The sequence below is a fragment of the Streptomyces synnematoformans genome (assembly GCF_039531005.1).
Lineage (GTDB): Bacteria > Actinomycetota > Actinomycetes > Streptomycetales > Streptomycetaceae > Streptomyces > Streptomyces synnematoformans.
The window spans coordinates 1-11,815 of sequence record NZ_BAAAPF010000229.1 but is presented as its reverse complement, the minus strand read 5'-3'; the positions used below and the strand labels follow the sequence as shown (position 1 = coordinate 11,815).

General features: G+C 73.8%; 10 protein-coding genes. 3 read left to right on the top strand and 7 right to left on the bottom strand.

Translation table 11 applies throughout. The annotated features are described in order from the left end of the window. Both ABD317_RS26560 and ABD317_RS26555 read left to right on the top strand, forming a co-directional pair. Nucleotides 1-575: sensor histidine kinase (locus ABD317_RS26560; RefSeq protein ID WP_344292699.1), on the top strand; the 575-nt coding region annotated here is incomplete at its 5' end. Further along, complete coding sequence (locus ABD317_RS26555) at nucleotides 568-1,233, top strand: response regulator (protein WP_344292697.1); 666 nt, start codon at nucleotides 568-570, stop codon at nucleotides 1,231-1,233. The genes ABD317_RS26560 and ABD317_RS26555, both read left to right, overlap by 8 nt. A 67-nt stretch (nucleotides 1,234-1,300) precedes the next feature. On the opposite strand, the gene ABD317_RS26550 is transcribed toward ABD317_RS26555, so the two are convergent. From ABD317_RS26550 to mce, 7 genes are all read right to left on the bottom strand, one after another. After that, nucleotides 1,301-2,254, bottom strand: coding sequence for an ABC transporter permease (locus ABD317_RS26550; protein WP_027755301.1), 954 nt, complete (start codon nucleotides 2,252-2,254; stop codon nucleotides 1,301-1,303). Continuing rightward, nucleotides 2,251-3,381 carry an ABC transporter ATP-binding protein gene (locus ABD317_RS26545; RefSeq protein WP_344292694.1) on the bottom strand — a complete coding sequence of 377 codons (1,131 nt, stop codon included), beginning with the start codon at nucleotides 3,379-3,381 and terminating at the stop codon, nucleotides 2,251-2,253. The genes ABD317_RS26550 and ABD317_RS26545 overlap by 4 nt, the downstream gene beginning before the upstream one ends. Before the next feature lie 127 nt (nucleotides 3,382-3,508). After that, nucleotides 3,509-4,288 carry an ABC transporter permease gene (locus tag ABD317_RS26540; RefSeq protein ID WP_344292691.1) on the bottom strand — a complete coding sequence of 260 codons (780 nt, stop codon included), beginning with the start codon at nucleotides 4,286-4,288 and terminating at the stop codon, nucleotides 3,509-3,511. A 5-nt stretch (nucleotides 4,289-4,293) separates the two neighbouring features. After that, on the bottom strand, nucleotides 4,294-5,316 hold the full coding sequence (locus tag ABD317_RS26535; RefSeq protein ID WP_344292689.1) for an ATP-binding cassette domain-containing protein: 1,023 nt from the start codon (nucleotides 5,314-5,316) through the stop codon (nucleotides 4,294-4,296). Between the two features lie 156 nt (nucleotides 5,317-5,472). Further along, nucleotides 5,473-6,411 carry a coiled-coil domain-containing protein gene (locus tag ABD317_RS26530; RefSeq protein ID WP_344292687.1) on the bottom strand — a complete coding sequence of 313 codons (939 nt, stop codon included), beginning with the start codon at nucleotides 6,409-6,411 and terminating at the stop codon, nucleotides 5,473-5,475. 103 nt (nucleotides 6,412-6,514) lie between these two features. Beyond that, on the bottom strand, nucleotides 6,515-9,880 hold the full coding sequence (gene scy / locus ABD317_RS26525; RefSeq protein WP_344292685.1) for a polarized growth protein Scy: 3,366 nt from the start codon (nucleotides 9,878-9,880) through the stop codon (nucleotides 6,515-6,517). Between the two features lie 141 nt (nucleotides 9,881-10,021). Beyond that, nucleotides 10,022-10,459 (bottom strand): methylmalonyl-CoA epimerase, encoded by a 438-nt coding sequence (gene mce, locus ABD317_RS26520; protein ID WP_027755295.1) that lies wholly within the window; start codon nucleotides 10,457-10,459, stop codon nucleotides 10,022-10,024. Between the two features lie 132 nt (nucleotides 10,460-10,591). Between mce and ABD317_RS26515 the strand changes: the two genes are divergently transcribed. Next, entirely contained in the window at nucleotides 10,592-11,809 is a 1,218-nt protein-coding gene (locus ABD317_RS26515; RefSeq protein ID WP_344292682.1) for an acetyl-CoA C-acetyltransferase, read from the top strand. Nucleotides 11,810-11,815: the final 6 nt, after the last annotated feature.

The window sequence follows — 11,815 nt, the reverse complement described above, 5'->3', positions numbered from 1 at the left end:
GACCGCTGTCAGCGCGGGCGGCCCGGGCGCGGACCGCCCGGGACGCGCTGGCAGCCGCGGCGGCGGCGGTGGCGGCGGCGCGGACGCTGCAGGGGCTGGCGTCGCTGGTGGACCAGGCGTGCACCAACGGCGCCGCGAGCCGCCTCCGCGTCGTCCTCGACGACGCGCGCGAGCCCGGCGCGCGGCTGCCGGCGCCGGTGGAGCTGGCCGCGTACCGCATCGTGCAGGAGTCGCTGACGAACGCGCTCAAGCACGCCGCGCCCGGCGAGGTACGGGTCCGGCTGGCCGGGCCCGAGCCGCTGACGGTGACGGTGACCAGCCCGCTCGGCGACGGGCGGCCGGGCGCGGCGGCCGGGGAGGCAGGGGAGCCGCGCGCGCCGGGCTCGGGCGCGGGGCTGATCGGGATGGCGGAGCGCGTGGCCCTGCTCGGCGGCTCGTTCACCGCGGGCCCGGAGGCCGGCGGCGCCGAGCACGCCGGGGAGCGCGCGGCGTACGACGGCAAGCACTGGACCGTACGGGCCGGGCTGCCCACCGACGAGAACACCACCGCAGCACCACGGAGGACCCATGGCTGACGCCGACCCGCCCGTCCGGATCCTCGTCGCCGAGGACCAGCAGGCCGTACGCGCCGGGCTCGTCCTCATCCTGCGCTCCGCCGCCGGCCTGGAGGTCGTCGGCGAGGCCGCGGACGGCGAGGAGGCCGTGCGGCTCGCCCGCGAACTGCGGCCGGACGTGGTGCTGATGGACGTGCAGATGCCCAAGCTGGACGGGGTGGCGGCGACCCGGCTGATCAGCGCGGAGGAACTGGCGGACGTGCTGGTGCTGACGACGTTCGACCTCGACGAGTACGTCTTCGGCGCCCTGCGCGCCGGCGCCGCCGGCTTCCTGCTGAAGAACACCGAGGCGGACGCCCTGGTAGCGGCCGTCCGCACGGTCGCGCGCGGCGAAGGGCTCATCGCCCCGGCGGTGACCCGGCGGCTGATCGCCGAGTTCGCGGGCGGCCGGCGGGGCCCGTCGCCCGACGGCCCGGACCCGGCGGTCCTCGACACGCTCACGCGCCGCGAGCGGGAGGTGCTGGCCTGCCTGGGCCGGGGGATGTCCAACGCCGACGTCGCGGCCCGCCTGGACATGGCGGAGGCCACGGTGAAGACGCACGTCAGCCGGTTGCTGGCGAAGCTGGGACTGCGCAGCCGGGTGCAGGCCGCGGTGCTCGCCCAGGAGTTGGGCGTCTGAGCGACGGCCGGGGTGTCGGGGCGGCGGGGGCGCGGCCCGCGGCCGTACACCCCCGGCCGCCGGCCGGCTAGACGTCGCGCTTCGACAGCAGCGCGAACGCCAGGAGGAGCATCCCGCCGGTGACCGCCGCCAGCAGGCTGAGCAGCCCCCAGCCGCCGACCGCCCCGTCCTCGAAGAACGGGATGCCGAAGAGCGAGGCCAGGCCGCTGAGCGGGGAGTACTCGATCAGCTTGCGCTGGACCTCCTTCAGGCTCTCGGCCTGCATGAACAGCGCGATGATCAGCGGCAGCAGGATGAAGCCCACCATCGTGGTGATGGCCCCCGCGGAGTGCCGCAGGATCGCGCCCACGGCCAGCGCGAGCAGGCCGAGCAGCGACACGTACAGCGCGGCGCCCACGGTGGCGTCGAACCACTGCCCGCCGGTGGCGACCAGCTCGCCGCTGTCGGAGATCGAGTCCTTGAACATCGGGTCGTCGTACTCGTACTCCGGCACGGTCTGGCCGCTCAGGACCGACGAGTGGATCACCGCGGTGATCGCGCACGCCACGGTGGTCAGGACGAAGGCGAGCACGAAGAACACCACGGCCTTGGCCGCCAGCACCCGCCAGCGCTGCGGCGAGGCCGTCAGCGTGGTACGGATCATGCCCGTGCCGTACTCGGAGGTGATCACCAGCACGCCCAGCGTGACGATGCAGATCTGGCCGAGCATCAGGCCGAAGAGGCCGCCGGACAGCAGCGGGGCGCCGACCCAGTCGTCGGTGGCCATCGCCAGCGCGATGAGGAAGCCGACGCCGACGACGAGCACGAGCATGATGCCCAGCGTCCACATCGTGGAGCGCACCGAGCGGATCTTGGTCCACTCGGAGGCGAAGGCGTGGCCCAGATGCGTCCTGACGATCGGGATCGGCGACGAGTAGCCGCCGCCCGGGGGCGGCGGGACGGGCGGCGCGGCGCCGGGAGCGGCGCCCGGGACCGGGGGCGCGCCGGGGGCGGGGGCGGAGGGCTGCGGCGGGTAGCTCATCGGGGGGTCTCACCTTCGCGCGCGGCGCGAGCGGCGGCACCGGCGGCGCCGTGCTGCGGGGCCGGAGGGTGCGGCGCGGCCGGGGCGTAGCCCGGCTGCACCGGGGGTGCCCCCGGCGCGGCCGCGGGCGGCGCGTAGCCGGGCGCGGGCGCCGCGTACCCCTGCGGGGGCACCGGGCCCGCCGGCTGCTGCAGGCCGCTGCGCTGGTCGACGGTGGACCGGAAGTCCACGGCGCCCTGCGTCATCCGCATGTACGCCTCCTCCAGCGACGCCTCGTGCGGCGACAGCTCCCAGAGCCGGACGCCCGCGTCGTGCGCCAGGTCGCTGATGCGCGGCAGCGGCAGCCCGGCGACGCGCAGCGCCCCGTCGTCCTCCGGCTGCACCTGCCCGCCGTGCTCGGTGAGGGCGGCCGTCAGCTTCTCCCGCTGCCCCTGCTCCCCGTCGGGCACCCGGACCCGGGCGAAGCTCGCCGAGTGGGTGTTGATGAAGTCCCGCACGCTCATGTCGGCCATGAGCTGGCCGCGGCCGATGACGACGAGGTGGTCGGCGGTCAGCGCCATCTCGCTCATCAGGTGGCTGGAGACGAAGATCGTGCGGCCCTCGCTCGCCAGCTTCTTCATCAGGTTGCGGATCCACAGGATGCCCTCGGGGTCGAGGCCGTTGACCGGCTCGTCGAAGAGGAGGATCTGCGGGTCGCCCAGGAGCGCGCCGGCGATGCCGAGGCGCTGGCCCATGCCGAGCGAGAAGCCCTTGGAGCGGCGGCCCGCGACCTCGCGCAGGCCGACGACGTCGAGGACCTCGTCGACGCGGCGCTGCGGGATGCCGGAGAGCTGGGCCACGCAGCGCAGGTGGTTGCGGGCGCTGCGGCCGCCGTGCACGGCCTTGGCGTCCAGCAGGGCGCCGACCTGGCGCGGGGCGTTGGGCAGCTTGCGGTACGGGTGCCCGCCCACGGTGACGGTGCCGCTGCTCGGCTCGTCCAGCCCCAGGATCATCCGCATCGTCGTCGACTTGCCGGCCCCGTTGGGGCCGACGAAGCCGGTGATGAGCCCGGGCTGGACGGTGAAGGAAAGGTTGTACACGGCGGTCTTCGCGCCGTAGGTCTTCGTCAGACCCCGTGCTTCGATCATGTGGCCCCCTGCGTCGGACACGGGGGCACGTGGTCGCTCCCGCCCCCCTTGAGGCTAAGAGGCTATCGGGACGCCTCCGGTTCCCGGCGGGCAGGCCGCCGGACCGCGGGGAGCCGCGCGCGGGCCGTCAGGCGTCGCGCTTCTTCAGCACGGCGTACCCGCCGATCAGCGCCGCCGCCGTCCAGGCGCACATGATGCCGAAGCCGCCCCACGGCCCGTACGGCAGCTTGTCGCTGTCCAGCGCACCCGGCACCACCTGCATGACCGCCGAGCCCGCCTGGTCCGGCAGGTACCGCGCGACGTCCCGCGTGGCCGGGACGCCGGCCAGGATCGAGGAGATGAGGAAGAAGAACGCCATCAGCAGACCGAGCGAGAGCACCGTGCTGCGCAGCATGGCGGCGACGCCCATGGAGAACATCGTGATCACCGTCATGTAGAGCCCGGCGCCGATGACGGCCCGCAGCACGTTGTCGTCGGTGATCGACGCGCTATGGTCGCCGAGCAGGGCCTGCCCGACGAAGAACGTGACGAAGCTGGTGAGCAGTCCGACGACCAGGGCGAGCAGGGTGGCGACGACGACCTTCGAGACGTAGAACGCGGCCCGCTGCGGCACCGCGGCCAGCGAAGTCCGGATCATGCCGGAGCTGTACTCCGTGCTGACGACGAGGACGCCGAAGACGACCATCGCCAGCTGGCCGAGCATCATGCCGAAGAAGCTCACCAGGGTCGGGTCGAAGGTGAGCTGCTCGGCGCGCGAGAGGTCGTCGTACGTGGCGTTCATGACGCCGGACAGGAGCGCGCCCACCGCGGCGGTGAGGACCACCGCGGCGGCCAGCGTCCACATCGTGGAGCTGACCGTGCGTACCTTCGTCCACTCCGACTTGAGCACTGCCGAGGGTGCTGCCATGGCCGTCAGTCTCCCTTGCCCCACTGCGGACCCTGCCCCTGTTGCCCCGGCGCGGGCGGCGCGTTCTGCGCGAGCGGCGGGTCCGCCTGCCCGGCCGCCGCGGCGGCGCCCGGGTCGTTCAGATTGTGGGCGTGGTACTCGACCGCCTGGGCGGTCATCTGCATGAACGCCTCCTCCAGGGAGGCCTGTTGCGGGCTCAGCTCGTGCAGCGTCACCCGGTGCTGCGCGGCCAGCTCGCCGACGGGCTCGGCCATGTCGGCGCCCTCGATCTCGAACGAGCCGTCCTCGCGCAGGCTGACGGACAGGCCGGCGGCGCCCACGGCGTCCTTGAACTGCTCGGGCTGCGGGGTGCGTACGCGCACGTACGACCGCGAGTTCTCCCGGATGAAGCCGGCCATCGAGGTGTCGGCGAGCAGTTTGCCCTGGCCGATGACGATGAGGTGGTCGGCGGTCAGCGCCATCTCGCTCATCAGGTGGCTGGAGACGAAGACCGTGCGGCCCTGGGCGGCCAGGCTCTTCATCAGGTTCCGGATCCAGTGGATGCCCTCGGGGTCCAGCCCGTTCACCGGCTCGTCGAACATCAGGATCTCGGGGTCGCCGAGCAGGGCGTACGCGATGCCGAGGCGCTGGCCCATGCCGAGCGAGAAGCCCTTGGACTTCTTCTTCGCCACCGCCGTCAGCCCGACGGTGTCGAGCACCTCCGCCACCCGGGAGGCCGGGATGCGGTTGCTCTGCGCCAGGCACAGCAGGTTGTGGTATGCGCTGCGGCCGCCGTGCATGTTCTTCGCGTCCAGCAGCGCGCCGATGTACTTCAGCGGCTCCTGCAGGTCGCGGTAGTGCTTGCCGTCGATGCGGACCGAGCCCGCCGTGGGGTTGTCGAGGTCGAGCATCATGCGCATCGTCGTCGACTTGCCGGCGCCGTTCGGCCCCAGAAAACCGGTGATCATCCCCGGGCGCACCTGGAAGGTCAGATGGTCCACGGCGAGCTTGTCGCCGTACCGCTTGGTGAGCCCCTCCAGTTCGATCATGCGCCAACCCTAGGCGGCGACGGGAGCGCGCGCATCTCCTGGGCGCAATCGACACAAGCGGAGCAGCGCCCTCCGCGATGGGCGGAGGGCGCCGGGAACCGGCAGAGCGACCAGCCGGACGGCCGGGCGGGCGTCACCCGCCCGGCCGTACCCGCGTCAGCGGGTCTGCTGGGCGGGCACGCCCGGCTTGTCCTCGACGACCTCCTCGCCCGTCGCCTGGGCGGCGACCTGCGCGCCGGTCAGCGTGGCCAGCATCTCGCGGACGTTGGTCAGCTGGGCGTTGATGCTGTCGCGGCGGTTGGTGAGCGCCGCCAGCTCGCGCTCGGACTCGCTGCGGATCCGCTCGGCCTTCTGGTTGGCGTCGGCCACGATGTCCTCGGACTGGCGCTGCGCGGTCTCCACGGTCTGCCGGGCGCGGCGCTCGGCGTCGGTGCGCAGCTTCTCGGCCTCCAGGCGCAGCTGCTCGGCCCGGTGCTCGATCTCCGCCAGCCGCTTCTCGGCCTTGGCCTGGCGGGAGGCGAGGTCGCGCTCGGACTGCTCGCGGCGCTTGGCGAGGTTGGTCTCGAAGTCCGCGGCGGCCTGGGCGGCCTTGGCGCGGGTCTCCTCGAAGAGGGTGTCCGCCTCCTCGCGCTTGGACTGCGCGTCCTTCTGCGCCTCGGCGCGCAGGCCGGCGGCCTCGCCCTTCGCCTTCTCGACGATGCTGGCGCCCTCGTCCTCCGCCTTGGTCTTGCGATCGGCGGCGAAGGTCTCGGCGTCGTTGCGCACCTGCTGTGCGGCCGACTCGGCCAGTTCGCGGTGCTGGTCGGCGGCGCGGCGGGCCTCGTCGCGCAGGTCCTTGGCCTCCTCCTCGGCGAGCCGCAGGATCTTCTCGACCCGGGCGCCGAGGCCGGCGTACGACGGCTCGGAGTCGGCGATCTGCGCCTGCGCGTTCTGCGTCTCAAGGTGGAGTTCCTCGATGCGCTTCTCAAGGGAGGTGATGCGGGAGAGAGCACTGTCGCGGTCGGCTACGAGCTTGGTGATCCGTTCGTCCACCTGCTCGCGGTCGTATCCGCGCCTTGCGAACTCGAAACCGAAGGGGTTGGCAGTGTCGCTCATGGGGTTCCTGTCGAAAGAGACCGAGTGAGGTGATAAGGGGAATCCTAGGGGTGCTGACGGCGTGTCACAGCGTCAATCCCGGTTTGATCTGGAGAATGTCCGCTCAATCGAGTGGTCTGCCACCGGACTGCTTCCCCCCGGACCGGGCCGCGGCGGCCGCGGGTGCCTTCCCGCCGCCGTCCTTCCCCTTGTTGACCTGGCTGTTCTTGCCGTCCTTGCCGTTGGCCCCGAGGGCCCCGGGGCCCTCGAAGGACTCCAGGGCTTCGAGGACGTCCTGCACGCGGGAGATCTCCGCGTTGATGTCCTCCCGTCTGCGGGTGATCAACTCCAGCTCGCGGCGGCCCTCGTCGACCATCCGCTTGGCCTCGGCGCGCGCCTCGGCCTTCGTCCGCTCGGCCGCGTCGAACGCCTCGGCCTGCTTCTGCTCCGCCTCCTTGAGCAGCCCCTCCGCCTTCTTGACCGCGGCGATACGGACCTTGCCCGCCTCGCCCTTGGCGTCCGCGAGCATCCGCTCGGCGCGCGTCTCGGCCGAGTTGAGCTGCTCGTGGGCGGCGGCGACCAGCTTGTCGACCCGCTCACCCGCCGCCCTGGTGGCCTCCGCGGCCTCCCGCCGGGCGCGGTCGTGCAGTTCGTCGGTCTCGGCCTCGGTGCGGGTCCGCAGCTCCTCGGCGCGCTCGCGGATCGCGGCGGAGTCCCGGCGGGCCTCCTCCAGCAGCCGGTCGGCGTCCGCGCGGGCCTTCTCCACCAGCCCGCTGGCCTCCGCGGTGGCGTCGCGCACCAGCCGGTCGGACTCCTTGCGGGCGGCGGCGACCATCACGTCGGCCTGCTCCTCGGCCGCCGCGGTGGCCCGGGTCGCCTCGTCGTGCGCCTTCTGGACCAGCTTGTCGGCCTGCTCCGCGGCGTCCGTACGGCGCTTCGCGGCGTCGCTGCGGGACTCGTCCCGGACCCGCTCCGCCTCGGTACGCAGCTGATCGGCCTCTGCTAGCGCCTCGTTGACGGTCTGCTCCGCCAACTCCTTGGCCGCGTCCGTCTCTTCCCTGGTCTCCCGGCGCAGCGTCGCGGCGGCGTGCTCCGCGGCCGAGCGCAGCCCCGCGATCTCCTCCTCCGCCTGCGACCGCAGGTCGCTGACGGAGTCCCGCACCTGCTGGGCCGTCTGCTCGGCCGCGGCCACCAGCTCACGCGCCCGGCCCTCCGCCTCCTCGGTGACCCGGGCGGCCTCGGCCTGCGCCTCCTCGACCCGCTTGCGCGCGGCGGCCAGCAGCTCCTCTGCCTGCCGGGTGGCCTGGGTGCGCTCGCGCTCCGCCTCGCCGCGGGCGGCGGTCAGCAGCTCCTCGGCCTCGCGCCGCCGGCGCGCGGCCTCCTCCTGCGCGGCGGTCAGCGCCTCCTGCGCCTGCGTCCCCAGCCGCTCGGCGGCGGCCAGCGCGCGGGAGCGGGTCCGGTCCGCGGCCTCCTGGGCCTCGCGGCGCACCCGCTCGGACTCGCCGGTGGCGTCCTCGTGCAGCCGCTGGGCGGCGGCCTCGGCCTCGGCGCGGGCGGCGGCCGTCTCGGTGGCGGCCTCCTCGCGCATCCGGGTCGCCTCGGCCTGGGCCTGCTGCTGGAGCGTGCGCAGCCGCTCCGCGGCCTCCGTGCGCAGCCGCTCGGTCTCCTCCGCGGCCTCCCGGCGGATCCGCTCCGCCTCGCCGCGGGCCTCCGCCAGCGCCTCGTCGGCGGCCGTGACCCGGTCGGTCGCCTCCTGCTGCAGCCGGTCCAGCTCCGTCTGCACCTCGGCCCGGCGCGCGGCGACGGCCTCGTCGGCCTCCGTACGGGTCTTCCGGGCGGCCTCCGCCGCCGCCTCGGTGATCTTCTCGGCCTGCGCCTCGCCCTCGGCGCGCAGCTCGTCGGCCTCGGTCCGGGCCTTGGTCAGCGCCTCCTCGGCCCGCTCGCGCAGCGTCGCGGCCCGCTCGGCGGCCTCGCCGCGCACCCGCTCGCCCTCGGCCGTCGCGGCCTCGCGCAGCTCCTCGGCGTCCGTGCCGGCCTTGGCCAGCAGCTCCTCGGCGGACTTCGCCGCCTCCTCGATCTGCGCGACCGCGTCCCGGCGGGCCTCGCCGCGGAGCCGCTCGCCCTCGGCGGTGGCCTCCGTGCGCAGCTGCTCGGCCTCGTCGCGCAGCCGCCGGGCCTCGCCCTGCAGCTCGACCGTCTTGGCCCGGAACTCCTCGGTGTCGTCCTTGGCCGCGCCCTTGAGCTGCTCGGCCGCCGCCGCGGCCTCGTCCCGCAGCCGCTCGGCCTCGGCCTCCGCCTCCCGGCGGATCCGGTCGGCCTCCTCGCCGGCGGCCCGGGTGGTGTCCTCGGCCTGCTTCGACGCCTTGGTGAGCACGTCCTCGGCGGTCTTGGCGGCCTTGGCGATGGCGTTCGCGCTGTCCTCCGCGGAGCGCGTACGGGCGGTCTCCTCCGCCTCCGCGATCAGGGCCTCGGCCTGCGTACGGGCGTCGGCCCGCAGCTGCTCCGCCTCCGCCTTGATCGCCTCGGCCTCCTTGGTGGCCTCGCCGACCAGCCGGGCGATCTCGTTGCGCGTCGTCCGCATCCGCTGGTCCGCGCCGGCCTCGGTCTCGGCGATCTTCTTGGTCGCCGTCTCCTCGGCCTGCGCCACCAGCCGGTCCGCCTCGGTGCGCGCGGCGCGGAGCGCGGAGTCGGCCTCGGCCAGCTTCTCCTCCGCCCGGCGCTGCGCCTCGGCCGCCTCCCGGCGGGCCTCCTCCGCCTCCCCGGCCGAGGAGCTGCGCAGCTGCTCGGCGTGGGTGGTGGCCTCCTCGGCCTGGGTGGACGCGGCGTTCAGCAGCCGCTCGGCGTCGGCGCGGGCGCGCCGCAGCAGGTCCTCGGCCTCGGCCCGGGCGGCCTCCGCCTCGCTGCCGACGCGCTGGCGTACCTGCTCGGCCTGGCGCTGCGCCTCGGCCCGGGCGGCGGCGATGAGCCGGTCCGCCTCGGTCCTGGTCTCGTCCATCAGCCGGCGGGCCTGCGCCTCGGTACGGGAGCGCAGCTGCTCGGCCCAGGAGACGTTCTCGTTGACGTGGGTCTCGACGGTGGTGCGGCGCTCGGCCAGCTCCTCGTCCAGCCGCTGCCGCCGGGCGATCGCCTCGGCGTGCAGGTCGGCCTCCATCCGGGCCTGGCGCTCCGCGTGCTCCTGCAGCAGCCGCTGCGCCTGGGCGCGGGCGTCGCGCAGCTCGCGCTCGACGTCGGCGCGCATCTGGTCGGCCTGGGCCTGGGCGTTGCGCAGCAGCTGCTCGGCCTGGTGGCCGGCGCTCTCGAAGGAGCCGCGGGCGCCGATCCCGCGGCGCGCCTCGTGCAGCTTGGCACGGAGCACCTCGACCTGATAGCCGAGGTCCTCGGCGTGCTGGACGGCCTTCTCCCGCTCCTTCTTCAGCCGCTCGATCTCGGCCTCGAACTGCGAGAGCCCGTCCATCACGGCGTCAGGCTCGTAGCGGTCGTAGCCCCGCACTGCGCGGTCCCATCCGTCCCCGGGTCGTTTCTGCCTGCTGGCAATGGCTGATGGCGTGTGCTGGTGTCGATGGTCTCAGATGATCGGGCCGCCCAGGACGCGGGCGGCCCCCTGCACTCTACCGGCCATGCGAATCAAAGGTCAGTGTGCGCCCGAGGCCGGTGCCGAAGTGACCAATTCTGTCAGCACGCCGTGGCAGTCCTTGGGATGGAGGAAGGTGATCCGCGAGCCCATCGAGCCGCGCCGCGGCTCGTCGTAGAGGACGCGTACGCCCTTGTCGCGGATGCCGGCGGCGTCCGCGTCGACGTCCGCGGTGCCGAAGGCGATGTGGTGGACGCCCTCGCCGTTCTTCGCCAGCCACTTGCCGACGGCGGAGTCCTCGCGGATCGGTTCGAGCAGCTGCAGGTACGAGGCGCCGCCGTCGGACGTCTCGTTGATCTTCAGCATGGCCTCGCGGACACCCTGCTCCTCGTTGACCTCGGTGTGGAACACCTCGAAGCCGTAGGTGGCGCGGTAGAACTCGACGGTCCGGTCAAGGTCGTGACAGGCGATTCCGATGTGGTCGATGCGTGTCAGCATGCGCACAGTCCACCGCCGCCCGGGATGTTACGCAACGTGCGCACGGTCACACCGAACGAACCGTGACCGGGTCCGTACCGCTCAGTACGCTGAAGTTAACCCTCATTCACTTCTCCCCGAAGGGGATGCGCAATGACTGGCAGTGGCACTTCAGGCACCACGTCCGTGATCGTCGCGGGCGCCCGTACCCCCATGGGGCGCCTCCTCGGCTCCCTCAAGCCGTTCTCCGGCGCGGATCTGGGCGGCTTCGCCATCAAGGCGGCGCTGGCGCGTGCGGGCGTCGGCCCCGACCAGGTCGAGTACGTGATCATGGGGCAGGTGCTCCAGGCCGGGGCCGGCCAGATCCCGGCGCGGCAGGCCGCCGTGCAGGCCGGCATCCCGATGAGCGTGCCCGCGCTCACCGTCAACAAGGTCTGCCTCTCCGGCCTCGACGCCATCGCCCTGGCCGACCAGCTCATCCGCGCCGGCGAGTACGACATCGTCGTCGCCGGCGGCCAGGAGTCCATGACCAACGCCCCGCACGTGCTGCCCGGCTCCCGCGAGGGCACGAAGTACGGCGCGCTGCAGATGCTCGACTCCATGGCGCACGACGGGCTCACCGACCCCTTCGAGGGCATCGCCATGGGCGAGTCCACCGAGAAGCACAACGCCCGCCTCGGCATCGCCCGCGAGCCGCAGGACGCCTTCGCCGCCGCCTCCCACCAGCGGGCCGCCGCCGCCCGGGACCGGGGCGTCTTCGCCGAGGAGATCACCCCCGTCGAGATCCCCCGCCGCAAGGGCGGTGCCCTCGACGGCGCCGTCGTCGACACCGACGAGGGCATCCGCGCGGACACCACCGCCGAGGGGCTGGCCGGGCTGCGTCCCGCGTTCGCCCCCGACGGCACCATCACCGCCGGCAGCGCCTCGCAGATCTCCGACGGCGCCGCCGCCGTGGTCGTCATGCGCCGGGACCGGGCCGAGGAACTGGGGCTCACCTGGCTGGCCGAGATCGGCGCGCACGGCAACGTGGCCGGCCCCGACAACTCGCTGCAGTCGCAGCCCTCGAACGCCATCCGGCACGCGCTGAAGAAGGAGGGCATCGACGTCGGCGACCTCGACCTCATCGAGATCAACGAGGCCTTCGCCGCCGTCGCCGTGCAGTCGATGAAGGACCTCGGCGTCACCCCCGAAATGGTGAACGTCAACGGCGGCGCCATCGCGCTGGGTCACCCGATCGGGATGTCGGGCGCCCGGCTCGCCCTGCACCTCGCCCTCGAACTGCGCCGCCGCGGCGGCGTAGTCGGCGCGGGCGGCGGGCGCGGGGGCGGCGGCCAGGTCGACCCGCTCCTGCTGCGCGTGCCGGCGGCCTGACGGCCG